The sequence below is a fragment of the Pseudomonas delhiensis genome, assembly GCF_900187975.1.
Taxonomy (GTDB): Bacteria; Pseudomonadota; Gammaproteobacteria; order Pseudomonadales; family Pseudomonadaceae; genus Pseudomonas; species Pseudomonas delhiensis.
In genome coordinates this window covers 97,503-120,119 of sequence record NZ_FZPC01000023.1, presented here as the reverse complement: position 1 = coordinate 120,119, position 22,617 = coordinate 97,503, and the positions used below count along the sequence as shown (strand labels likewise).

The following is a 22,617-nucleotide window of genomic DNA, read 5'->3' as shown; positions in this document are numbered from 1 at the left end:
GGCGAGCATGGACAACCTGCAGGCCGCCGCGCCCGGCGCGGTACAGCACCTGTCGTTCCGCGTGCGCCAGGCGCGCTACGCGCTGCCCATCGAGTTGGTGCGCGAGATCATCGAGTACGGCCAGGTCACCGCGGTGCCGATGATGCCCGGCTTCATCCACGGCGTGATCAACCTGCGCGGCAACGTGGTGCCGGTGCTGGACCTCGCCGCCCGCTTCGGCATGCCGCGCAGCGTGCCGAACAAGCGCACCTGCATCGTCATCATCGAGCTCGACCTGGGCGACACCCAGCAGCGCACCGGGCTGGTGGTGGACGCCGTGGACGCGGTGCTGGACATCGAGGCCGCCAGCATCGAGCCGGCGCCGCCGTTCGGCGCCGGCATCCGCACCGAGTTCATCGCCGGCATGGCGCGCGACGAGGCGGGCTTCACCATCGTCCTCGACGTGCGCCGCGCGCTGTCGCTGGACGACATCCGCCAGCTCGGCCTGGCCGCGCAGGCCGGCTGATGCCCACCCGCAACCTGCCGCGGCTGGGCGACGAGGACTTCCGCCGCCTGCAGCGCCTGATGCAGCAGGCCTCGGGCATCCGCATGGGCGAGCAGAAGCGCACCCTGATGGCCGGCCGCCTGATGTGCCGCCTGCGCGCCCGCGGGCAGCCCGACTACGGCGCCTACCTGCGCCTGCTGGCGCAGCCGGCCGAGGCCACCGAGCGGCGCCTGGTGGTGGACCTGCTCACCACCAACGAGACCTTCTTCTTCCGCGAGCCGACGCACTTCGAGGCGCTCGGCGACTGGGCGGCGCGCCGGCGGCGCCCGCTGCGGCTGTGGAGCGCGGCCGCCTCCTCGGGGCAGGAAGCCTTCAGCATGGCCATGACCCTCGCCGAACGCGGCCTGGCGGACTGGTCCATCCTGGCCACCGACCTCAGCCTGCGGGTGCTGGAGAAGGCCCGGCGCGCCATCTACCCGATGGAACAGGCCGCCCACCTGCCGCGGGGCTGGCTCGAACGCCACTGCCAGCGGGGCATCGGCGAAAGCGCCGGGCACTTCCGCATCGGCGCGCACCTGCGCGAGCGGGTGACCTTCGCCGAGCTGAACCTGGCCCGCGAGTTGCCGGCGGACGTCGGCCCCTTCGACGTCATCTTCCTGCGCAACGTGCTGATCTACTTCGGCGCCGAGGAAAAGCGCGACATCGTCGCCCGCCTGCTGCAGCGCCTGGCGACGGGCGGGCTGCTGTTCATCGGCCACGCCGAGAGCCTGTACGGCCTGGGCCTGCCGCTGCGGGCGCTGCGCCCCTCGGTCTTCGAGCGCCTGCGATGAGGGGGGAGCGGCCGTGATCAAGGTCTTCATCGTCGACGACTCGGCGCTGGTGCGCCAGGTGCTCACGGCCTGCCTGGACAGCCACCCGGGCATCCAGGTCATCGGCCAGGCGGCCGACCCGCTGTTCGCCCTGGAGAAGATGCGCCAGCAATGGCCGGACGTGCTGGTGCTGGACGTGGAGATGCCGCGCATGGACGGCATCACCTTCCTGCGCCGCCTCATGGCCGAGCGGCCGACGCCGGCGATCATCTGCTCCACCCTCACCCAGGCCGGCGCCGCCGTCACCCTGGAGGCCCTGGCGGCCGGCGCCGTGGGTGTATTCGCCAAGGCCCGGGTGGGCCTGCGCGAGAGCCTGCAGCAGATGGCCGGCGAACTCATCCGGCAGATCGAGGCGGCCGCCCGCAGCCACCCGCGGGCCATGCCGGCGCGCCCGGCGGCAGCGGCAGTGCCGGGGCCCGCACACGGCGGCCGGCCCGCTGGCGAGCGGGTGGTGGCCCTGGGCACCTCCACCGGCGGCACCCAGGCGCTGGAGCAGGTGCTGCGCCAGCTGCCGGCGGACTGCCCGGGCATCGTCATCGTCCAGCACATGCCCGAGAAGTTCACCGCCGCCTTCGCCCAGCGCCTGGACGGCCTGTGCCGCATCGAGGTGCGCGAGGCGCGCCACCTGGACCGGCTGCGCCCGGGCCTGGCCCTGGTGGCGCCGGGCGGGCGGCACATGCAGCTCAAGCGCAGCGGCGCGCAGTATTTCGTCGAGGTGCTCGACGGCCCGCCGGTCAACCGCCACAAACCCTCGGTGGACGTGCTGTTCCGCTCGTTGGCGCGCTACGCCGGGCCCAGCGCCCTGGGCGTGATCATGACCGGCATGGGCGACGACGGCGCCCGCGGCCTGCTGGAGATGCGCAAGGCCGGCGCCCGCACCCTGGCCCAGGACGAGGCCAGCTGCGTGGTCTTCGGCATGCCCCGCGAGGCCCTGCGGCTGGGCGCCGCCCAGGCCAGCGAGAGCCTGGCGAACCTGCCAAGGGCTATCCTTCAATTCGCACTCGATGACGAATGAAGCGAACCGTCCGCGCGAACGGGCCGAACCTTGGTCGGAAAAAAGGCTCTGTCCTGAAGGAAAGGCCGTTGCGCGCGGCCATGGAACCTGGATACAGGAGCTTGTCGCAATGAACCCACAACGGTCGACTGCCCAGTGCCCGGCGTGCGCTCGTGGGCATGTCGCGCAGCCATGAGCTGCCGCCTGCTGCTGGCCGACGACCATGCGCTGATCCGCTTCGGCGTGCGCGCCATGGTCGCCAGCCTGGAAGGCTACGAAATCATCGGCGAAGCGGAGAACGGCCGGCAGACGGTGGAGCTGGCCCGCACACTGCACCCGGACATCATCCTGCTGGACGTGACCATGGAGGGCTCCAGCGGCCTGGACGCCCTGTGCGAGCTGGGCAGCGTGGCGCCGGCCTCGCGGGTGCTGATGCTGTCGATGCACACCGATGCCGAGGTGGTGCTCGCGGCCCTGGAGCGCGGCGCCCAGGGCTACCTGCTCAAGGATGCCGCGGTCAACGAACTGCACATGGCCCTGCGCGCCGTGGGGCGTGGCCAGCGCTACCTCAGCTCGGCCATCGCCGCCCCGGTCATCGCCCAGGCCCTGGCCCGGCAGAAACCGGCGGCCAACGACCCGGAGCTGACCCAGCGGCAGATCGAGATCCTCCGCCTGATCAGCCGCGGCGCCTCCACCCGCGCCATCGCCCAGGGCCTGGGCCTGAGCGTGAAGACGGTGGAGGCGCACCGCGCCCAGATCATGCGCCGCCTGCGCATCCACGACGTGCCGAACCTGGTGCTCTATGCGGTGCGCCAGGGCCTGGTGGACCCCGACGACTGAGCCGCTGCCTGACCCGTAGGGCGCATAACGCCTACGGCGTTATCCGCCGTTGGCCGGAGCATCGGTACCCTACGGGTTGGAAGGGGCGGAGCGGATCTTGTCCGCGATCCGCGCCGGTGGTCCCGGCAATCGCGGACGGAGTCCCACACCGCCACCGCTGTCCCACCTGTAGGAGCGCGCCCTGCGCGCGAAATCGCGGGCAGGGCCCGCTCCTACAAGGTGGAGGAGGAACGCCGTCGCAGGATGGGTTGAGCGGGGCGATACCCATCGCCCTGGCGCATGGGTTTCACCAAGGCTCACCCCATCCTGCACAGAGCCCCTCCCGCCACGAAAGCATACGGCCCACCTTGCGGGCGGGCCGTAGCTACCAATGCAGATTCCAGTCAGGTTCTCAGCTCTCCTGCACACCTCCTTCCGCGTAGACATCCACGGCCCGGTCACGGGGTGAAAGCACGCCGGTCACCACCTGCCAGGCCATGGACAGGGCGCCGACGATGAACACCAGGTCGCCGAAGGTGCGCACCCAGCGCAGGGTCTGCAGCAGCGGTTGCTGCATGAACTCCTCGCTGCGTGCATACCACAGGCCGACGCTGGCACTGGCGTGGAACTGGATGATGCCGATGGGCAGCAGGCTGGTGGCGAGCATCAGCACCAGGCCGCCGTTGAGGCACCAGAAGGCGGTCTTCATCAGCCGCTCGTTGAAGTGCAGCTGCGGGCGGATGTAGCGCAGCACCAGCAGGGTGAAGCCCAGGGCGAGGAAGCCGTAGACACCGAACAGCGCGGCGTGGGCGTGGGTCGGCGTGGTGTTCAGGCCCTGGATGTAGTACAGCGCCACCGGCGGGTTGATCATGAAGCCGAAGACGCCGGCGCCGAGCATGTTCCAGAAGGCCACGGCGACAAAGCAGGCCAGCGGCCATTTCACCCGCTGCATCCAGGCCGCGCGATTCTTCAGGCGCCAGTTCTCCCAGGCCTCGTAGCCCAGCACCACCAGCGGCACCACTTCCAGGGCGCTGAAGGTGGCGCCCACTGCCATCACCGGCGTGGTGGTGCCGGCGAAGTACAGGTGGTGGAAGGTGCCGGGCACGCCGCCGAGCATGAACAGCGAGGCCGAGGCCAGGCTGGCGGTGGTGGCGGCGCGGCCGGACACCAGGCCCATGCTGGAGAAGATGAAGGCCAGCGCGGTGGTGGCGAAGACCTCGAAGAAACCCTCCACCCACAGGTGCACCACCCACCAGCGCCAGTACTCCATCACCGACAGGTTGGTGCGCTCGCCGTAGGCCAGGCCCGCGCCGTAGAACAGGCCGATGGCGATCACCGAGGCCGACAGCAGCGCCAGCAGGTTCTTGTCGCCCGGCTTGCCGAAGGCCGGCAGGATGCCGCGCAGCATCAGCAGCAGCCAGAAGGCGATGCCGAGGAACTTGCCGATCTGCCACAGGCGCCCCAGGTCGACGTACTCGTAGCCCTGGTGGCCCAGCCAGAAGTTCCACTGCGGCGGCATCAGCTGGGCGATGGCCAGGTAGTTGCCGATGAACGAGCCGGCCACCACCACGACCAGCGCCCAGAACAGCACGTCGACGCCGAGCTTCTGGTATTTCGGGTCCTTGCCGCCGTTGATGACCGGCGCCAGGAACAGCCCCGCGGCGAGGAAGCCCGTGGCGATCCAGAACAGCGCGCTCTGGATGTGCCAGGTGCGCAGCAGCGAATAGGGGAACCACTGCGACAGCGGGATGCCATAGAAGTCCTGCCCCTCCACCGTGTAGTGCGCGGTGGCGCCGCCCAGCAGCACCTGGAAGCCGAACAGCCCGACCACCAGCAGCAGGTACTTGCCCAGCGCCCGCTGCGACGGGGTGAGCGCCACCAGGCTGAGCGGGTCCTGCAGCGGCGGCTCGGGCTCTTCCTCGTCATGCCCGCGCAGGAAGGCCCAGGCCCAGACCAGGAAGCCGACGCCGGCGATCAGCAGCACCACGCTGACGATGGACCACATGACGTTCTCGGCGGTCGGCTGGTTGCCGATCAGCGGCTCGTGGGGCCAGTTGTTGGTGTAGGTGGCCGCCGAGCCAGGGCGCTCGGTGGCGGCGGCCCAGGCGGTCCAGAAGAAGAAGTGCGTCAGCTCCTGGCGCCGTTCGAGGTCCGGCAGGGTGCCCTCCTTCATGGCGAAGCTCTTGCGGCTGTGCTGCAGCGCCGGGTCGTCGCCGAACAGCGCGATGTAGTAGTCGGCGGTGTGGCGGATGGCCTCGACGCGGCGGGCGCTCAGGGTCAGCACGCCATTCTCGGCGCGGTTGCCGCGGTACTCGCGCTTCAGCTGCGCGAGCAGCACGGCCTGCTGGTCGCCGTCCAGTTCAGCGAAGGCCTTGCCGTAGCGCTGGTGGGCGCCGATGTCGAGCCAGGCGCTCAGCTCGCGGTGCAGCCAGTCCGCGGTCCAGTCCGGGGCCTGGTAGGCGCCGTGGCCCCAGATGGAGCCGAGCTGCATGCCGCCCACGCTCTGCCAGGCGGTCTGGCCGTCGAGGATGTCGTTGCCGCCGAACAGCGTCTCGCCGGTCTCGCTGCGCACCTGCTCGGGAATCGGCGGGGCCTGGCGGTAGACCTCGCGGCCGAACCAGCCGAGGATGCAGAAGGTGACGCCGAGCACGGCGATCAGCGCCCACCAGAGCTTGCGGTATTCACCCATGGTGGCTCTCCTCGCCGGCGACCGGGCAGGTGGCGGGACGGACCGGGCAGCGCTGGGCGCCGGCGGATTTGACGTAGGCGCGATGGCCTGGGATGTTGCTGAGCGGGACGTGCATGGGATGGCTCCTTGGTCAGGCACTGCTTGCGCTATCGCAAGCGCTGTGCCATCTCATAAACCGCTCAGGATCAATAACTTGCGAAATTCAAGAGTCAAAATGACTTCGCCCGGAAAGGGTTTTAATGACCTCGAAAAGGTAAAAAATACCCCACTGCAGGATACCCTCCTGGCGGACTTGGCCGACGACCTGCCCATCGCCGTGCGCCTGCAACGGCTGGTGGCGGCGCTGCGCGACGAGTTCGCCTGCAGCGCCGTGGTGCTGCTGCAGCTGGACGGTGACAGCCTGCAGCCCCAGGCCGCCGTGGGCCTGGACCGCGAAGTGCTCGGCCGGCGCTTCGCCGTGGCCAGCCACCCACGCCTGGCGCGCATCCTCGAACGGCGCGAGCCGCTGCAGTTCAGCGCCGACAGCGAGCTGCCCGACCCTTACGACGGCCTGCTCCAGGACAGCCCCGACAAGCCCCTGCCGGTGCACGACTGCATGGGCATGAGCCTCTACCTGGAGGGCCGCCCCTGGGGCGTGCTGACCCTGGACGCCCTGCGCCCCGGCAGCTTCTCGCCGGTCCTGGTCCGGCGCCTGGAGCACTGCGCGCCGCTGATCGAGGCCGCCGTGCGCGTCGGCCGCCTGGAAAGCGAAGTGCGCCGCCTGCGCCTGACCCGCAGCGCCCTGGCCGAGCCCGCCCTGGAGCCCGGCGCCGGCATCCTCGGCGAAAGCCCGGTGCTGCACCGGCTGCTGGACGAGCTGAAGATAGTCGCCGACTCCGAGCTGCCGGTGCTGCTGCAGGGCGAGACCGGCGTCGGCAAGGAACTGTTCGCCCGCGCCCTGCACGCCAGCTCGCCGCGCTCGCGCAAGCCGCTGGTGTACGTGAACTGCGCGGCGCTGCCGGAAACCCTCGCCGAAAGCGAGCTGTTCGGCCACGTGCGCGGCGCCTTCTCCGGCGCCGCCCAGGACCGCCAGGGCCGCTTCGAGGCGGCCAACGGCGGCACGCTGTTCCTCGACGAGATCGGCGAGCTGCCGCTGTCGATCCAGGCCAAGCTGCTGCGCGCCCTGCAGGGCGGCGAGATCCAGCGCCTGGGGGCGGACCGGCCCCGGCACGTCGACGTGCGCATCATCGCCGCCACCAACCGCCACCTGGCCGACGAGGTGCGCGGCGGGCGCTTCCGCGCCGACCTCTACCACCGGCTGTCGGTGTACCCGGTGCACATCCCGCCGCTGCGCGAGCGCGGCCAGGACGTGCTGGTGCTGGCCGGGCACTTCCTCGAACTCAACCGCACCCGCCTGGGCCTGCGCTGCCTGCGCCTGGCGCCGGACGCCGAGCAGGCCCTGCTGGACTACGCCTGGCCGGGGAACGTGCGCGAGCTGGAACACCTCATCAGCCGCGCGGCGCTCAAGGCCCTGAGCCTGGCCGGCTCCCGCCGCGAGCTGCTGAGCATAGACGCCGCGGGGCTCGGCCTGGACCTGCCGGCGGCCGATGACGCCAGAGCGGCCAGCGCCCCCGCGGCCGAGGACGCCCGTTCCCTGCAGGAGGCGGTCGACGACTTCCAGCGCCACCTGCTGCAGCGCGCCCTGCAACGCCACGACGGCAAGTGGGCCGCCGCCGCCCGCGCGCTGAAGATGGACCCGAGCAACCTGCGCAAGCTGGCGCGCCGCCTCGACCTGCGCTGAGCGCCTCGCGAGCGGCCCGCGGGCCGCTCGCAGCGGGGCTTCAGCGCACCAGGTGCAGGTAGTGCAGGTGGCGTTCGTACTGGTCGAGGATGTCGCCGATCACGTCCTCGCGGCTCCAGCCCATGATGTCGTAGTCCTGGCCGCCCTCGCGCAGGTGCACCTCGGCGCGGAAGTACTTGCGGGCGTCGTTGCCCTCGTCGCTGTCCTGCACCACGAAGCTGGGCTGGGCGAAGGCCCGCGGGCGCACCTCGTAGAGGAAGCGACCTTCGCCGGCGTGGTCCAGCGCCAGGCTCACGCGGCCGTCGTCGCGCTCCTCCACCGCCACCTCGTAGCCCTGCTTGCGCAGCTCGCCGGCCACCTGCTCGCAGGCCGGGCGCACCACCTCGGTGATGAAGCGCGCCACGTGGGCCCGCCGCGGGCGCATGGCGATGTTGCGCAGGCGCCGCTGCCAGCCGCCCTGCGCGTGGGGCGCATGGCGTGGCGAGGGCAGCGCCTGGTGGCGCAGGCCGCGGCGGGTGGCGTCCAGGTGCAGCGCCTTGAACAGGCCCCAGATCGACGCCAGGAGGATGATGGCGAACGGCAGCGCGCTGGCGATGGTCGCCGTCTGCAGCGCCTTCAGGCCGTTGGCCAGCAGCAGCGCCACCGCCACCACGCCGATGCTCACCGACCAGAAGATGCGCTGCCACAGCGGCGAGTGGTCGTGCCCGGACGAGGCCAGCATGTCCACCACCAGCGCGCCGGAGTCGGCGGAGGTGACGAAGAACACCACCACCATCAGCACCGCCACCAGCGACACCACGCGGGACAACGGGAAGTGCTCGAGGAAGGCGAACAGCGCCAGGGAGCTGTCCTGGCCGACCACCGTCGCCAGGTCGGTCACCCCTTCGTTGAGGATCATGTGCAGCGCCGAGTCGCCGAACACCGTCATCCATAGCAGGGTAAAGCCGGCCGGCACGAAGAGCACGCCGCAGACGAACTGGCGGATGGTCCGCCCGCGGGAGATGCGCGCGATGAACAGGCCGACGAAGGGCGACCAGGACAACCACCAGCCCCAGTACAGCAAGGTCCAGCCGCCGATCCAGTCGGTGGGCTGGTAGGCGTAGAGGTTGAAGGTCTTGTTGACGATCTCCGAGAGGTAGGCGCCGGTGTTCTGCACGTAGGCCTGCAGCAGGAAGACCGTGGGCCCCAGCAGCAGCACGAAGAGCATCAGCAGCACCGCCAGGCCCAGGTTCAGCTCGGAGAGGATGCGGATGCCGCGGTCCAGGCCGCTGGCCACCGAGAGGGTCGCCAGGGCACAGGTGGCGGCGATCAGGATGACCTGCACGGTGGCGTTCACCGGCAGGCCGAACACGTGGTGGAAGCCGCTGTTGATCTGCAGCACGCCGTAGCCCAGGGAAGTGGCCACGCCGAACACGGTGCCGAGGATGGCGAACACGTCCACGGCATGGCCGATGGGGCCGTGGATGCGTTCGCCGATCAGCGGGTAGAGCGCCGAGCGCAGCGTCAGCGGCAGGCCCTTGCGGAAGCTGAAGTAGGCCAGGATCAGCCCGACGATGGCGTAGATCGCCCAGGCGTGCAGGCCCCAGTGGAAGAAGGTGATCTTCATCGCCTCGCGCGCGGCGGCCACGGTGCCCGCCTCGCCCACCGGCGGCGTGGTGAAGTGCATGACCGGCTCGGCGACGCCGAAGAACATCAGGCCGATGCCCATGCCGGCGGAGAACAGCATGGCGAACCAGCTGCCGTTGCGGTACTCGGGCTCGCTGTGGTCGGGCCCCAGCTTGATGTCGCCGTAGCGGCTGATGGCCAGGAACACCACGCAGATGAGCACCAGCGCCACCGCCAGGATGTAGAACCAGCTGGCGTTGCCGACGATCCATTGCTGGATGCGGTCGAAGCGGGCCTGCGCCTGGTCCTGGAAGGCCACCGCGTAGACCACCAGCAGCACGATGAGCAGTGCGCTGCTGTAGAAGACCGGGGGGTTGAGCGTGCTCCTTGGTTTGGAAGGGTCGGACATCGGGGACGGTTTCTCCTTGTGAAGCGAAGGCGCCGGTGGCGCCCTGAACCTGCGTTCGCCTGCAAGGGTAGCTCATCGGCATCTCGTAATAATTCGAGGCACGGCGTTGCTACAGTGTCGCCGCGGCGGGCAAGACGCATGGCGCGGGCCCTCCCCGCCCGCCGGGCAGCCCTTCGCCCATGGCCGCTGTCGCCAAATGAGCATCCCGCTCCCGCCCGCCCATCGCCGGCCCGGCTTTGCGCCAGCGCGAATCGAAACTAGATTCAAAGGCAGCGCCCCCGCCGGCACCGCTCAAGGAACAGAACGCCCATGCTGAACTACGTGGCCCTAGGAATCCTCATCGCCGTCGCCCTGATTCTCTTCTACGGCATCATCGCCCTCCACGACATCCCCTACGAGATCGCCAAGGAACGCAACCACCCGCACCAGGACTCCATCCACGTGGCCGGCTGGGTGAGCCTGTTCACCCTGCACGTCATCTGGCCGCTGCTGTGGATCTGGGCGACGCTCTACCGCGAAGACCGCGGCTGGGGCATGGGCAACCCGAACGCGCCGGCCACCGAGCGCGAGCTGGCCGAGCTGAAGGCCGAGCTGGTGGAACTCAAGCGCACCCTCGCCGCGCCCCATGCGCCCCACGACGAAGGGAGCCACTGAGATGGAAACGTTGCTCCTGCTGACCTACGCCGCCCTCTGCGTCGCCGTCTTCAAGCTGTTCCGCATTCCCAGGAACAAGTGGACCGTGCCCACCGCCGCCCTCGGCGGCGTGGTCCTGGTGGGCTGCCTGGTGTTCTTCATGAACTACAACCACCCCTACTCCGAGGTGGCCCGCAGCTACTTCATCAGCACGCCCATCTCTCCCAACGTCAGCGGCCAGGTGATCGAGGTGCCGGTGGAGCGCGACCGCGCGGTGAAGAAAGGCGACGTGCTGTTCCGCCTGGACCCGACGCCCTTCCAGAGCAAGGTCAAGGCACTGGAGGCCCAGCTGGTGTCGGCCAAGGCCGACCTCTACCGCGCCTCCACCCTGGTGCAGCGCAACGTCGGCAACCGCCGCGACCTCGACCAGGCCACCGCCCAGGTCAACGCCATCGAGGCGCAGCTGATCGGCGCCCGCTACGACCTGGAAAGCACCACGGTGCACGCCCCGGCCGACGGCATCGTGTCCCAGCTGATCCTGCGTCCCGGCGTGCGCGCCACGCGCTTCGCCACCCGGCCGTCGATGGTCTTCATTCCCAACGAGGACTACTTCTACGTGGCCTGGATGCGGCAGAACAGCCAGCTGCGCCTGAACGCCGGCGACGCCGCCGAGATCGCCTTCGACGGCCTGCCCGGCCAGGTGTTCCAGGCCAAGGTGCGGCGCGTGCTGCCGGTGATCGGCGAAGGCCAGATCCAGCCCGGCGGCAACCTGATCAGCTTCAGCGGCTCGCCGCCGCCGGGGCGCGTGCCGGTGCTTCTCGACATCACCGACCCGGCCTTCGAGCAATACCGCGCCACCCTGCCCGGCGGCGCCTTCGGCCAGGCCGCGGTGTACAGCGAGCACGCCCACGAGCTGGCGGTGATGCGCAAGATCCTGCTGCGCATGGCGTCCTGGTTGAACTACATCTATCCCTTCCACTGACGCCCCATGCAGGAGCGCGCCCTGCGCGCGAAATCGCGGACAGAGTCCGCTCCTACAGGTTGCCGGGTGGTACGGACGCGTAGGGCGCATAACCGTTCGCGGTTATCCGCCGCCGGCCGGAACGCCGGTGCTCGGGCAATGGCGGATAACGCCGTAGGCGTTATCCGCCCTACGGGCAGGGAGGCGCGGACGCGTAGGGCGCATGACCGTTCGCGGTTATCCGCCGCCGGCCGGAACGCCGGTGCCCGGGCAATGGCGGATAACGCCGTAGGCGTTATCCGCCCTACGGGCAGGGAGGCGCGGACGCGTAGGGCGCATGACCGTTCGCGGTTATCCGCCGCCGGCCGGAACGCCGGTGCCCGGGCAATGGCGGATATCCGTGAGGCATGGCATTCCCCCGCAGGAGCGGACTCCGTCCGCGATCTGCCGATCCCGGGCACCGCTATCGCGGATGAACCCTACGGCGCCGGGCAACGCCCCTGGCCGGCCGCGGTCTGGGCGATGGCTGTGGCCAGTTGGTGCAGGTTGGCCTGGTGCGCGCTGACCAGGCTTTCCACGCTGTTCTGCGCCGGCGTCTGCACCGTGGTGTGGCAGCTCAGTTCGCCCTGGCCGCCCGCGCGTTTCAGGCGCCAGGTGGCGTCCAGCAGCGCGTAGCGCCCCGGCACCGAGTCGAAGCGCTGCACCTCCACCCGCAGCACCGCCCTGGGCGCGGCGCCGGGCGGGCCGCCCAGCTGGTCCTGCAGGGCGTTGTGGAACTCGTCCACCAGGTTGGCGCCCCACCATTCGGTTTCCAGGATGGCCAGGCCGCTGCCGCCCTGGCGCACCACGATCTGCGAGCGGTCCACCTGCGGCGGCAGGCTCACGCGTTCCACGCGCACCCCGCTCGCCGCGCCCTGCCCCGGTTGCGCGGGCACCAGCGTGTGGTAGTGGATGGGCGCGCTGCTGCAGCCCCAGAACAACGGCAGCAGCCCGGCCATGAGCAGCTTCGGCAGCTTGGGCATCTCGTTCACTCCTTTGGCATGGCCCTGTCAGGGCTGCAGGTCGTCGACGCCCGCGGCCTTCGGGCGCCCGCGGATCAGCGATTCGGGGTGCCGGCCGAGGTAGTCCGAGAGGTCGCGCAGCGAGCGCGACATGCGGTCCAGTTCCTCCAGGGTGTCGCCCAGCTTCTGGCGCTGCGGCGAGTCCTCCGCCAGCGCGGCGTTGGCCGTCTGCAGCGTCTTGCGCACCTCGTCGAGGGTGCCCTTCACCCCGGGCAGGGTCTGGGCGTTGAACTGCTTCAGGCTTTTCTGCAGCTCGCGCAGGCTGCCGTCCAGGTTGTTGGCGATGTGCTCCAGCGGCAGCTTGCGGATGCGCTCCACCACCTCCTGCAACTGTTCCTGCAGCTTGTCCAGGTTGCCGGGCACGGTGGGGATGACGAACGGCTGGGCCGCGGCGTCGAAGCCCACCTTCCTGGCGTCGGGGTAGAAGTCCAGGGAGATGTACATCTGCCCGGTGATCAGGTTGCCGCTGCGGGCCTGGGCGCGCAGGCCGTGCTCGACGAAGGTGCCGATCAGGCGCCGGGCCGCCTCCTCGCCGGGCGACTGGCCGAAGGCCTTGAGCATCTTCTCGTGCACCGGGCCGAGGCGCGCCGGGTAGACCACGGCCTCGACCATCACCGGGAAGCTCTGCTTCACCTCGTCGTAGTCCAGCTGCACCGAGGTGACCTTGCCGAAGGCCACGCCCATGAACTCCACCGGCGCGCCCACCGACAGGCCGCGCATCGACTGGTCGAAGCGAAAGCGCAGGTGCTGCGCGATGCCGCTGGGCGGGGCCAGGGCGCTGTCGCGATCGGCGAACAGGCGGAAGCTCTGCTGGTCGGCCGCCGGCGCCGCATTGGCGGCGAACGGCGGGGTGCCGAAGGCCAGGCCGCCCATCAGCAGCGAGGACAGCGACTCGGTGTTGACCTTCAGGCCGTTGGCATCCACCGATACATCCACCCCGCTGGCGTTCCAGAAGCGCGTGTCCTGGGTGACGAAGGCGTCGTAGGGCGCATTGACGAACACGCCGATGTCCACGCCCTTGCCGTCCTCGCGCAAGGCGTAGGACACCACCTGCCCCACCGGGATGCGCCGGTAGTAGATCGACGAGCCGATGTCCAGCGAGCCCAGGTCGTCGGCGCTGAGCGTGAAGCGCTTGCCCTTCTCGCCATAGGTGATCGGCGGCGGCGACTCCAGGCCGGTGAAGTTCTTCTCCGGGGCGCTGGCCTCGCCGGCGTCGGCGCCGATGAAGGCCCCTGACAGCAGGGTGTCCACCCCCGACACGCCGCCGGCGCCGATGCGCGGCCGCACCACCCAGAACTTGGCGCCGCGGCTGGCGAAGGACTCGGCGTCCTTGGACAGCTGCACCGTGGTGACGACGCCCTTGCGGTCCCTGGCCAGCTCCACCGAGGTCACCTCGCCTATCACCACGCTGCGGTACTTGACCTGGGTCTTGTGCGCTTCCAGCCCCTCGCCGGTGGCGAAGGAAATGGAGATCACCGGCCCCTGCTGCATCCAGTTGCGCACCACCAGCGAGGCGCCCACCAGCAGCGCGATGATCGGCACTATCCAGACCAGCGACAGGTTCCAGCGCCGCGTGCGCACCTCGGCCCGCCCCGGCGGGGCCGGGTCATGTGTGTCCTGCGCCATCGATTCGGTCCCCCTTGTGCGGATCGTCGTCCCAGATCAGGCGAGGGTCGAAACTCATCGCCGAAAGCATGGTGAGTACCACCACCAGGCCGAAGAAGAGGATGCCCGGGCGCGGCTCGATGGTGCCCAGCCCGCGCATCTGCACCAGCGCCGCCACCAGCGCCACCACCATCACGTCGAGCATCGACCAGTAGCCGATCAGCTCGACGAAGCGGTACAGCTGCGAGCGCTGCCGGCGCGCCCAGGCGCTGTGGCGCTGGGCGGTGAACAGCAGCAGGCCGAGGGAGCCGAACTTGATCGCCGGCACGCCGATGCTGGCGATGAAGATGATCAGCGCGATGTCCCAGGCGCCCGCCTCCCAGAACTCCAGCACGCCGCCGCCGATGGTGCTGTCCACGCCCTGGCCGAGCATCTCGGTGCGCATCACCGGCAGCAGGTTGGCCGGCACGTAGAACACCAGCGCCGCCACCAGGTAGGCCCAGCCGCGGTTGATGGCGTCGGCCTTGCGCGCGTGCAGCGGCGCGCCGCAGCGTTCGCACTCATGGGCGTTGCGGCCCAGGTCGCAGGTGTGGCCGCAGCCGTGGCACAGGCACAGGTTCAGCTGCGGGGCCAGTGGCGGCGTGCTCATACCTGCTCCCAGAGGTCGCGGATGTCGCGCCCGGCGATGGCGATCAGCAGCACGCTCAGCGCCGCCAGGGCCACCAGGCCGATGCCGGGGATCACCTCCAGCAGCCCGGCCAGCTTGATCACCGCCACCAGGGCGCCGAGCAGGCACACCTCCAGCATGCTCCATGGCCGCAGCCCCTCCAGGGCGCGCATGCACGGGGCGAAGGCCGGCGCGCGGCGGCCGCCCAGGGCGAAGCCCAGCACCCAGGTGAGCAGCGCCACCTGCAGCGCCGGGGCGATGATGATGGCCAGGGCCAGCACCAGGGCGATGAAGGTGATGCTGCCGCTGCTGAGGATCAGCACCGAGTCCCAGAGCGTCGCCGAGTTGCTCAGGCCCTTCATGCTGATGGTCATCACCGGGTAGGCGTTGGCGAAGGCCAGCAGCACGGCGCCGGTCAGGCTCAGCGCCAGGCGCTGCTGCACCGTCAGCGCGCTGTGCCGCTGCAGCACGCCGCCACAACGCACGCACAATGCGCGCTGGTGGCGTTGCAGCGGCGCGCGCTCATACACGGCGTCGCAGTATTCGCAGATGATCAGGTCGCGGGCCTGGGGCATGCGGGGCTCTGGGCAGTGGGAACCGGGGCCGGGGCGCCGCGCGAATGACGGCGCGCCCGACCATGCCTGGCAAGCCTAGCCGAAGATGGCGGCGCGGCCGCCGCACCCTGCTCTTTGCACGACAGCCGGCCCGCCGTCTCAGGCGCCGCCGATCCACCCCGCCGCGCGCTCGGCGATCATGATCGCCGCGGCGTTGGTGTTGCCGCCCACCAGGGTCGGCATGATCGACGCGTCGACCACGCGCAGGCCCTCGATGCCGCGGACCTTCAGGCGGCTGTCCACCACCGCGTCTTCGTCGGGGCCCATGCGGCAGGTGCCCACCGGGTGGTAGATGGTGTCGGTGCGGCGGCGCAGCACCTCCACCAGTTGCTCGTCGCTGTGCAGGCCGGCGCTGTACAGGTCCTTCAGGCCGAAGCGCGCCATGGGCCGCTGCTCGCAGATTTCCCGCGCCATGCGGTAGCCCTTGAGCAGCGTCTGCACGTCGTCGTCGTGGCCGAGGATGTTCGGGTCGATGCGCGGCGCCGCGGCCGGGTCGGCGGACTGCAGGCCCAGGCTGCCGGCGCTCTTGGGCCGCAGCACGCAGACGTGGCAGCTGAAGCCGTGGCCCCAGTGCAGGGTGCGGTTGTGGTTGTCCAGCAGGCTCACCACCGAATGCAGCTGCACGTCCGGGCGGCTCTGCTCGGGGCCGGTGCGCAGGAAGGCGCCGGCCTCGGCGAAGTTGCTCGCCAGCGGGCCGCTGTGGCTGGCCAGGTACTGCGCCAGGGCCGCGCCCATGCGCGCGCCGCCGCGCACCGAGTAGCCCGGCAGCGAGGTGTCGTGGCTGCGGTAGCAGAGCACCACGTCCGGGTGGTCGCGCAGGTTCTGCCCCACGCCGGGCAGCTCGTGCTGCACGCGGATGCCATGGGGTTTCAGCTCGGCCTCCGGGCCGATGCCCGAGAGCAGCAGCAGTTGCGGGCTGCCGAACACCCCGGCGCTGAGCAGCACCTCGCGGCGCGCCTTCAGCTCCAGGTGCTGGCCCTTGTGCGTCACCCGCACGCCGCAGGCCTGCTTGCCCTGCAGCAGGATGCGCTCGGCGCGGGCGCCGGTCAGCACCCTGAGGTTGCCGCGCGCCTTGCGGATCGGCTTGAGGAAGGCGGTGGCGGCGCTCCAGCGGCGGCCGTCGCGGATGGTCACCTCGTAGTGGCCCACGCCTTCCTGCTCGGCGCCGTTGAAATCCTCGTTGTAGCGATGGCCGGCGTGCAGCCCGGCCTCGATGAAGGCATGGGAGGCCACGTGGGCGTTCACCCGGCCGACGTACAGCTCGCCCTGGCCGCCGTGGTACTCGCAGCCGCCGCCGTGGTGGCGCTCGCTCTTGCGGAAGTACGGCAGCACCTCGGCGAAGGACCAGCCGGGGTTGCCCAGGGCCGCCCAGTCGTCGAAGTCGCTGTGGTGGCCGCGGATGTAGATCATGCCGTTGATCGAGCTGCTGCCGCCGAGCACCTTGCCCCGCGGCTGGTAGCCGACGCGCCCGCCCAGGCCGGGCTGGGGCACGGTATCGAAGGCCCAGTTGACGTGGTGCGTGGGCAGGATGGCGGCGATGCCGGCCGGCGCGTGCACCAGCGGCGAACGGTCCTCCGGCCCCGCCTCGAGCAGGCACACGGAAACGCCGGGGTCGGCGCTCAGGCGGTTGGCCAGCACGCAACCGGACGAGCCGGCGCCAACGATGATGTAGTCGAATTCCATGAGGTGCTCCGGTGAGTGGGAAGGGAACGCCTCGGATTCTTCGCTGGCCATCGTCCGATTGATTGATCTTTGATGACAGATAATTGATTCTTCACGACATGGAACCTTTCATCCGCACCACCTCCTTCACCGGCTTCCGCGAGCTGGTCGCCCAGCACGGCCAGGACCCGGCCGCGTACCTGCGGCGCTTCCGCATCAAGCCGCAGTTGCTCGACGACGAGGACGCCCGGGTGCCCTTCCGCTCGCTGGTGGAGCTGCTGGAATACACCGCCGCCGAACTGGGCTGCCCGGACTTCGGCCTGCGCATGGCCGAGCACCAGAACCTGCACGTGCTCGGCCCCATCGCCGCCATCGCCCGCCATTCGGTGACCGTGGCCCATGCCCTGGGCGACGTGGTGCGGTTCATCGGCTACCACAGCCCGGGCATCCAGCTGGAGCTCGACCAGGCGCCCGGCCAGGCCCCGCGCCTGTGCATCGCCCTGCGCATCCCCGGGGTGACGCAGCAGCGGCAGATGGCCGAGCTGGCCATGGGCGTGGCGCACAACACCATGAGGCTGCTCTGCGGCCCCGGCTTCAAGGCCCAGGCGGTGGAGCTGCACGGCGCGAGCCCGGTGCCGCTGCTGCGCTACCGGCGCTACTTCCATACCGAGGTGCGCAGCGGCCAGGCCGGCTACGCCATGCTGCTGACCCGCGCCCAGCTCGACCAGCGCATCGAGCAGCAGGACCCGGCGCTGCACCGCACCCTGGTGCAGTACCTCAGCCAGTTCGAACAGGAAGGTGCCGACCTGGGCGAGCTGGTGCGGCGCTGGGTCACGCGCATGCTGCCCACCCAGCGCTGCCGCCTGCCGCTGGTGGCCGAGCAGATGGGCCTGCACGAGCGCACCCTGCAGCGCCGCCTGGGCGAACTGGGGCTGACCTTCGACGAGGTGGTCGACAGCGTCCGCCGCGAGCGCGCGCAAACCTACCTGGCGGCGCGGGACATCCCCCTGGCGCAGATCGCCAACATGCTCGGCTACAGCGAACAGGCGGTGTTCAACCGCGCCTGCCGGCGCTGGTTCGACCTCACCCCCGGCGCGCGCCGCCGCCAGTTGCTGGCGCCGCGCGCGTAGATACCCCCCCGGCCACGTCCCACGCCAAGGTCGGCCTCGAAGCCGCCTGGGGTCCAGGCCAAACGGCGGATAACGCCGGAGGCGTTATGCGCCCTACGGGGTTCGGCCGTGGCGTGGGGCGTATAACCGTTCGCGGTTATACGCCGACACACCCGTGCCACAACCCACGCCTAGGTCGACCTCGAAGCCGCCTGGGGCCCAGGCCAAGCGGCGGATAACGCCGGAGGCGTTATGCGCCCTACGGGTTCGGTCGTGGCGTAGGGCGTATAACCGTTCGCGGTTATACGCCGATACACCCATGCCACGACCCACGCCAAGGTCGACCTCGGAGCCGCCTGGACGCCGGAGGCGTTATTCGCCACCCAGGAACCAGCGGTAGTAGGGGTTGTCGCCGTCGTCACGGACCACTTGGCGGGCGTCGCGGGCCCAGGCCTGGCGGTCGCCGCGGTAGGCGTGCAGGCTCAGGTCGTAGAAGCGCCGCAGGCGCGCCCAGTGCTCGTCCACCGCGGCGCGGAAGGACGGCTCGGCGCCCTCCAGCGGCGGCGCGCGGCGCAGCGCCAGCAGCGCCGGCAGCACGCGGGTGATCTCCCTGGCGCGCACCCAGGGCGCGTACTCGATGCGCGGCTGGTCGTCGGTGACCGGCTGCGCGTCGCCGGCGAAGCTTTCCAGCCCGGCGCGGTCGGTCACCCAGGTGGCCAGCAGCGCCTCGGGCGAGTCCACGCCCACCTCGCCCAGGGCCGCGGCCACCGCCGGCTGCGCGAAACGCTCGCGGATGCGCGGCACGTCCAGGCGCAGCGGCTGCAGCGAGCCCACCAGGAGCATCTCGTGGAACTCGGTGGTCCACAGCCAGGCATGGGGGAAGACGTCGATGAAGCTGCGCACCAGCGCGCGGCTGTCCTCCTCGTTCTGCGTCGGCAGCGGCAGCCACTGGGCGACGATGCCGCCCTGCTCCAGGCGGCTGGCGGCCAGCTGGTAGAAGTCCCGCGAGTACAGGTTGACCACGCCGGCGGCCGAGGGCGGCGGCGGCTCCAGGGTGATCATGTCGTAGCGCTCGGCGCTGCGCAGCAGCTCGCGGCGGCCGTCGCGCAGGCGGATGTCCAGGCGCGGGTCGTGGCGGGCGTCGAAGTTGCCCTTGAAGTGCGGCGCCGCGGCCAGCACCTCGGGCAGCAGCTCGGCCACCACCGGGTGCCGCAGGGCCGGGTAGCGCAGCATGGCGCCGGCGGTGATGCCGGTGCCGAAGCCGATCACCAGCGCCGAGCGCGGTTCGCCGTCGTGTACCAGCAGCGGCAGCAGCGCCTGCAGGCGCATGTAGCGCAGCGAGGGCATGGCGTCGCCGGTGTTGGACACGCCCTGGATGTACAGGCGGCTGAAGCGGTTCTGCCCCCTGCCCTGCTCCACCACCGCCACGGTGCCGCCGCGGCCCTCTTCGTAGAAGGTGATCTGCCCGTTGCGCGCGGCCGGCAGCAGTTCGGCCAGGTGCCGCGGCGAGGTGAGCGCGCCGGCCGCCAGGGTGGCGACGGCGACCAGCGCCACGCCCAGGCGCATGCGCTTGCCCACCTGCTGGCCGCGGCATACCGCCAGCAGCCCGACGGCCGCGGCCAGCGCCGCGAGCAGCGCCAGGCTGCGCACCAGGCCCAGGCCGGGCACCAGCAGGAAGCCGGTGAGCATCACCCCGAGGATGCCGCCGAGGGTGTTGAGCGCCACCACCAGGCCGACGTCGCGGCCCACGTGGGCGCTGTCCACCGCCAGGCGCAGGGCCAGGGGGAAGGCGGCGCCCAGCAGCGTGGTGGGCAGGAACACCACGCACAGCGCGGCCACGGCGAAGCGCGCGCACATGCCGGCCAGCTCGCTGCCGCCCAGCCCCAGCACCAGCGCCTCGGCGCGGGTCTGCGCGCCCACCAGCCAGTGGCCGAGGCCGGCGACCTGGAGGATGGCCAGCAGCCCGGCGGCGGCGATCAGCAGGCCGAACAGGCCCCAGGGGTCGCGGATGCGGTCGGCGCGCCGGGCGTACAGCGCGCTGCCCAGCACCAGGCCGCAGAGGTAGGTGGCCAGCACCATGGCGAAGGCGAAGGCGCGGGTGCTCATGAACTGCACGATGGACTGCGTCCACACCACTTCGTAGCCCAGGGCCACGCCGCCAGCCACGCAGTACAGGGCGATGGCCAGGCGCGCCGCGGGGCTGCGCGGCGCCACCGGCTGCCCGGCGGACGCGGCGGGTTCCACGGCCTCGCGGCGGGCCAGCAGTGCGCCGGCGGCGGCCAGCAGGTTGAGGCCGGCGGCGGCGCAGGCGCTGCCGAGCACGCCCAGGGCCGGCAGCAGCACGAAGGCCGCCAGCAGCGTACCGGCGATGGCGCCGGCGGTATTGGCCGCATACAGCCCGCCGCCGGCGCGGCCCAGCTGGTCGTTCGCCGGTTTCAGCGCCCGCACCAGCACCGGCAGCGTGCCGCCCATGAAGAAGGCCGGCAGGCCGACCAGGGCGAAGGGCAATAGCCAGGCCGCCAGGCCAATGCCGGCCTCCAGGCGGGCGAAGGGCCCGGCGGCGTGGGCCAGGGCCACGCTGGCGGCGACGCCGAGCGCCGCCACCAGCAGCTCCAGGCCGGCGTACAGGCGCACCGGCCGGCGCAGGCGGTCGGCCCAGCGGCCGAAGGCCAGGCCGCCCAGGGCCAGGCCGGCGAAGAAGGCGCTGATGGCGGTGGTGACGGCATACACCTCCACCCCCACCACCAGGGAAAGCTGTTTCACCCACAGCACCTGGAACACCAGCGCCGCGCCCCCGGAGGCGAACATCAGCAGGGCCGGGAGCAGCATCTGCAGGTGGGCCCGGGAAGGGACTTCCGCGCCAACGGCACGACGGGATCGCATACGGGGCGGGCTGGCAGCTGAGGACATCGGACGGCCTTGTCGGAAAATGGAAAAGCCTGCGACGGCAAAGCCGTCGCAGGCATCGGTCCGGAAGCCCGGCTCGCGGGCTTCCCATGCGGCACAGCTTACTTCGCAGTGCCCTGCTGCTTCATCTTCGCTTCGATCTGCTTGTCCACGTTCTCGCGGATCTGGTCGATGCTGAAGCTGGCCGGGCGCTGGCTCGGCGGGTACTCGACGAAGGTCTGCAGGAACTTCGCGGCCTTCTGCGTGCCCTGGAACAACAGATAGTCGTTCTTGGTCAGCCAGTCGTAGTACTGGTCGGAGACCACGTCCGCCCGCTCGTACGGGTCCATGCGCAGGTTGAACAGCTTGGGCACCCGCAGGCAGGTGAAGGGCTCGCTCCACACCTGCAGGCCGCCGGGCGCGCGCTGTTCGCACCAGACGATCTTCCAGTCGCCGAAGCGCATGCCCACCAGCTCGCCGTCGTCGTTGAAGTAGTAGAACTCGTTGCGCGCACTCTTGTCGGCCTTGCCGGTCAGGTAGTCCAGCTGGTTGAAGCCATCCAGGTGCACCTTGAAGTTCTTGCCGCCGATGTTGGCGCCCTTGAGCAGGCGCTCCTTGATGTCGGTGTCGCCCACCGCGGCGAGCAGCGTCGGGAACCAGTCCAGCCCGGAGACCATCTGGGTGGAGACTTCGCCGGCCTTGATGTGGCCCGGCCAGCGGATCATCGCCGGCACCCGGTAGGCGCCTTCCCAGTTGGAGTTCTTCTCGTTGCGGAACGGGGTGGTCGCCGCATCCGGCCAGGACCACTGGTTCGGGCCGTTGTCGGTGGTGTAGATGACGATGGTGTTGTCGGCGATCTTCAGGTCATCCACCGCCTTGAGCAGTTTGCCGACGTCGCCGTCGTGCTCGAGCATGCCGTCGGCGTACTCGTTGCCCGGCATGCCGCTCTGCCCTTTCATCGAGTCGCGCACGTGGGTGAAGGCGTGCATGCGCGTGGTGTTCATCCACACGAAGAACGGCTTGTCGGCCTTCACCTGCTTGTCCATGAAGTTGATGGCGGCCTGGGTGGTGTCGTCGTCGATGGTCTCCATGCGCTTGCTGTTCAGCGGGCCGGTGTCCTCGATCTTGCCGTCGGCGGTGGAGTGGATCACCCCGCGCGGCGTGGCGGCCTTGGTGAAGGCCTCGTCGTCCTTCGGCCAGTACGGGCGCTCGGGCTCTTCCTCGGCGTTGAGGTGGTACAGGTTGCCGAAGAACTCGTCGAAGCCGTGCTTGGTCGGCAGGTACTCGTCGCGGTCGCCCAGGTGGTTCTTGCCGAACTGCCCGGTGGCGTAGCCCTGGGCCTTGAGCGCCTGGGCGATGGTGATGTCGCGGTCCTGCAGGCCCACCGGCACGCCGGGCATGCCGACCTTGGACAGGCCGGTGCGCAGCGCCGACTGGCCGGTGATGAAGGTGGAACGGCCGGCGGTGCAGCTGTTCTCCGCGTAGTAGTCGGTGAACATCATGCCTTCGTGGGCGATGCGGTCGATGTTCGGCGTCTTGTAGCCGACCACGCCGAAGGCGTAGGCGCTGATGTTGGTCTGGCCGACATCGTCGCCGAAGATCACCAGGATGTTCGGCTTGTCAGCGGCGCTGGCGACCGAGCATCCGACTATCGCCGTCGCCGCCAGGGCGAAGCGCGACAACCATCTTCCCGTGCGTTTCATGTGGGTGTTACTCCTTTCCAGTTTGCTTGTCGTGAGCCACGACTACGTTCACCGGGGGCGCCGGCCG

18 protein-coding genes are annotated in these 22,617 nt (G+C 70.5%); 8 read left to right on the top strand and 10 right to left on the bottom strand.

What is annotated here, in order from left to right; translation table 11 throughout:
• Positions 1-7 precede the first annotated feature (7 nt).
• The 4 genes from CHC02_RS20895 to CHC02_RS20880 all read left to right on the top strand — a co-directional run bounded on the left by CHC02_RS20895 (position 8) and on the right by CHC02_RS20880 (position 3,187).
• The gene (locus tag CHC02_RS20895; RefSeq protein WP_089393348.1) at positions 8-505 is read left to right on the top strand and encodes a chemotaxis protein CheW; all 498 of its coding nucleotides are present in this window, start codon (positions 8-10) and stop codon (positions 503-505) included.
• Positions 505-1,314, top strand: coding sequence for a CheR family methyltransferase (locus tag CHC02_RS20890; protein WP_089393347.1), 810 nt, complete (start codon positions 505-507; stop codon positions 1,312-1,314). Before CHC02_RS20895 ends, CHC02_RS20890 begins: the two co-directional genes overlap by 1 nt.
• A gap of 13 nt (positions 1,315-1,327) precedes the next feature.
• Positions 1,328-2,368 carry a protein-glutamate methylesterase/protein-glutamine glutaminase gene (locus tag CHC02_RS20885; RefSeq protein ID WP_089393346.1) on the top strand — a complete coding sequence of 347 codons (1,041 nt, stop codon included), beginning with the start codon at positions 1,328-1,330 and terminating at the stop codon, positions 2,366-2,368.
• Between the two features lie 171 nt (positions 2,369-2,539).
• Positions 2,540-3,187 carry a response regulator gene (locus CHC02_RS20880; RefSeq protein WP_089393345.1) on the top strand — a complete coding sequence of 216 codons (648 nt, stop codon included), beginning with the start codon at positions 2,540-2,542 and terminating at the stop codon, positions 3,185-3,187.
• Between the two features lie 391 nt (positions 3,188-3,578).
• Here the strand turns inward: CHC02_RS20880 and CHC02_RS20875 are convergent, their stop codons facing one another.
• Both CHC02_RS20875 and CHC02_RS30765 read right to left on the bottom strand, forming a co-directional pair.
• Complete coding sequence (locus tag CHC02_RS20875) at positions 3,579-5,855, bottom strand: nitric-oxide reductase large subunit (protein WP_089393344.1); 2,277 nt, start codon at positions 5,853-5,855, stop codon at positions 3,579-3,581.
• On the bottom strand, positions 5,848-5,970 hold the full coding sequence (locus CHC02_RS30765; protein WP_279615540.1) for a hypothetical protein: 123 nt from the start codon (positions 5,968-5,970) through the stop codon (positions 5,848-5,850). The genes CHC02_RS20875 and CHC02_RS30765 overlap by 8 nt, the downstream gene beginning before the upstream one ends.
• A 99-nt stretch (positions 5,971-6,069) precedes the next feature.
• Here CHC02_RS30765 and norR point away from each other — a divergent pair, with 99 nt between their 5' ends.
• Positions 6,070-7,635 carry a nitric oxide reductase transcriptional regulator NorR gene (gene norR / locus CHC02_RS20870; protein WP_089393343.1) on the top strand — a complete coding sequence of 522 codons (1,566 nt, stop codon included), beginning with the start codon at positions 6,070-6,072 and terminating at the stop codon, positions 7,633-7,635.
• A 40-nt stretch (positions 7,636-7,675) separates the two neighbouring features.
• On the opposite strand, the gene CHC02_RS20865 is transcribed toward norR, so the two are convergent.
• Positions 7,676-9,649, bottom strand: a complete 1,974-nt coding sequence (locus CHC02_RS20865; RefSeq protein WP_089393342.1) for a BCCT family transporter — start codon at positions 9,647-9,649, stop codon at positions 7,676-7,678.
• A 309-nt stretch (positions 9,650-9,958) separates the two neighbouring features.
• Here CHC02_RS20865 and CHC02_RS20860 point away from each other — a divergent pair, with 309 nt between their 5' ends.
• Together CHC02_RS20860 and CHC02_RS20855 are read left to right on the top strand one after the other, a co-directional pair.
• Positions 9,959-10,303 carry a DUF3302 domain-containing protein gene (locus CHC02_RS20860; protein ID WP_089393341.1) on the top strand — a complete coding sequence of 115 codons (345 nt, stop codon included), beginning with the start codon at positions 9,959-9,961 and terminating at the stop codon, positions 10,301-10,303.
• Between the two features lies 1 nt (position 10,304).
• Complete coding sequence (locus CHC02_RS20855; RefSeq protein ID WP_089393340.1) at positions 10,305-11,264, top strand: HlyD family secretion protein; 960 nt, start codon at positions 10,305-10,307, stop codon at positions 11,262-11,264.
• Positions 11,265-11,722: 458 nt separating this feature from the next.
• Here the strand turns inward: CHC02_RS20855 and CHC02_RS20850 are convergent, their stop codons facing one another.
• From CHC02_RS20850 to CHC02_RS20830, 5 genes are all read right to left on the bottom strand, one after another.
• On the bottom strand, positions 11,723-12,265 hold the full coding sequence (locus CHC02_RS20850) for a PqiC family protein (RefSeq protein ID WP_089393339.1): 543 nt from the start codon (positions 12,263-12,265) through the stop codon (positions 11,723-11,725).
• 27 nt (positions 12,266-12,292) lie between these two features.
• Positions 12,293-13,930: a PqiB family protein gene (locus CHC02_RS20845; RefSeq protein ID WP_089393338.1), complete on the bottom strand. Its 1,638-nt coding sequence runs from the start codon at positions 13,928-13,930 to the stop codon at positions 12,293-12,295.
• A complete protein-coding gene (locus CHC02_RS20840) occupies positions 13,911-14,558 on the bottom strand; it encodes a paraquat-inducible protein A (RefSeq protein WP_089393337.1) in 648 nt (215 codons plus the stop codon). Before CHC02_RS20840 ends, CHC02_RS20845 begins: the two co-directional genes overlap by 20 nt.
• On the bottom strand, positions 14,555-15,151 hold the full coding sequence (locus CHC02_RS20835; protein ID WP_089393336.1) for a paraquat-inducible protein A: 597 nt from the start codon (positions 15,149-15,151) through the stop codon (positions 14,555-14,557). Before CHC02_RS20835 ends, CHC02_RS20840 begins: the two co-directional genes overlap by 4 nt.
• Before the next feature lie 138 nt (positions 15,152-15,289).
• The gene (locus tag CHC02_RS20830) at positions 15,290-16,873 is read right to left on the bottom strand and encodes a GMC family oxidoreductase (protein ID WP_089393335.1); all 1,584 of its coding nucleotides are present in this window, start codon (positions 16,871-16,873) and stop codon (positions 15,290-15,292) included.
• Positions 16,874-16,971: 98 nt separating this feature from the next.
• Between CHC02_RS20830 and CHC02_RS20825 the strand changes: the two genes are divergently transcribed.
• Positions 16,972-17,982: an AraC family transcriptional regulator gene (locus tag CHC02_RS20825; RefSeq protein ID WP_089393334.1), complete on the top strand. Its 1,011-nt coding sequence runs from the start codon at positions 16,972-16,974 to the stop codon at positions 17,980-17,982.
• Positions 17,983-18,333: 351 nt separating this feature from the next.
• Here CHC02_RS20825 and CHC02_RS20820 read toward each other — a convergent pair whose 3' ends face one another.
• Both CHC02_RS20820 and CHC02_RS20815 read right to left on the bottom strand, forming a co-directional pair.
• Entirely contained in the window at positions 18,334-20,844 is a 2,511-nt protein-coding gene (locus CHC02_RS20820) for a fused MFS/spermidine synthase (RefSeq protein WP_089393333.1), read from the bottom strand.
• Between the two features lie 125 nt (positions 20,845-20,969).
• Positions 20,970-22,550 carry an arylsulfatase gene (locus CHC02_RS20815; RefSeq protein WP_089393332.1) on the bottom strand — a complete coding sequence of 527 codons (1,581 nt, stop codon included), beginning with the start codon at positions 22,548-22,550 and terminating at the stop codon, positions 20,970-20,972.
• Positions 22,551-22,617 lie beyond the last annotated feature (67 nt).

What these genes read in the sequence shown, in the direction of transcription:
- norR (WP_089393343.1), top strand. Translation starts at nt 6,070, where the DNA reads ATGACTTCGCCCGGAAAGGGTTTTAATGACCTCGAAAAGGTAAAAAAT.
- CHC02_RS20825 (WP_089393334.1), top strand. Translation starts at nt 16,972, where the DNA reads ATGGAACCTTTCATCCGCACCACCTCCTTCACCGGCTTCCGCGAGCTG.
- CHC02_RS20865 (WP_089393342.1), bottom strand. Translation starts at nt 9,649, where the DNA reads ATGTCCGACCCTTCCAAACCAAGGAGCACGCTCAACCCCCCGGTCTTC.
- CHC02_RS20815 (WP_089393332.1), bottom strand. Translation starts at nt 22,550, where the DNA reads ATGAAACGCACGGGAAGATGGTTGTCGCGCTTCGCCCTGGCGGCGACG.
- CHC02_RS20840 (WP_089393337.1), bottom strand. Translation starts at nt 14,558, where the DNA reads ATGAGCACGCCGCCACTGGCCCCGCAGCTGAACCTGTGCCTGTGCCAC.
- CHC02_RS20875 (WP_089393344.1), bottom strand. Translation starts at nt 5,855, where the DNA reads ATGGGTGAATACCGCAAGCTCTGGTGGGCGCTGATCGCCGTGCTCGGC.
- CHC02_RS20860 (WP_089393341.1), top strand. Translation starts at nt 9,959, where the DNA reads ATGCTGAACTACGTGGCCCTAGGAATCCTCATCGCCGTCGCCCTGATT.
- CHC02_RS20890 (WP_089393347.1), top strand. Translation starts at nt 505, where the DNA reads ATGCCCACCCGCAACCTGCCGCGGCTGGGCGACGAGGACTTCCGCCGC.
- CHC02_RS20880 (WP_089393345.1), top strand. Translation starts at nt 2,540, where the DNA reads ATGAGCTGCCGCCTGCTGCTGGCCGACGACCATGCGCTGATCCGCTTC.
- CHC02_RS20855 (WP_089393340.1), top strand. Translation starts at nt 10,305, where the DNA reads ATGGAAACGTTGCTCCTGCTGACCTACGCCGCCCTCTGCGTCGCCGTC.
- CHC02_RS30765 (WP_279615540.1), bottom strand. Translation starts at nt 5,970, where the DNA reads ATGCACGTCCCGCTCAGCAACATCCCAGGCCATCGCGCCTACGTCAAA.
- CHC02_RS20830 (WP_089393335.1), bottom strand. Translation starts at nt 16,873, where the DNA reads ATGGAATTCGACTACATCATCGTTGGCGCCGGCTCGTCCGGTTGCGTG.
- CHC02_RS20845 (WP_089393338.1), bottom strand. Translation starts at nt 13,930, where the DNA reads ATGGCGCAGGACACACATGACCCGGCCCCGCCGGGGCGGGCCGAGGTG.
- CHC02_RS20820 (WP_089393333.1), bottom strand. Translation starts at nt 20,844, where the DNA reads ATGCGATCCCGTCGTGCCGTTGGCGCGGAAGTCCCTTCCCGGGCCCAC.
- CHC02_RS20835 (WP_089393336.1), bottom strand. Translation starts at nt 15,151, where the DNA reads ATGCCCCAGGCCCGCGACCTGATCATCTGCGAATACTGCGACGCCGTG.
- CHC02_RS20895 (WP_089393348.1), top strand. Translation starts at nt 8, where the DNA reads ATGGACAACCTGCAGGCCGCCGCGCCCGGCGCGGTACAGCACCTGTCG.
- CHC02_RS20850 (WP_089393339.1), bottom strand. Translation starts at nt 12,265, where the DNA reads ATGCCCAAGCTGCCGAAGCTGCTCATGGCCGGGCTGCTGCCGTTGTTC.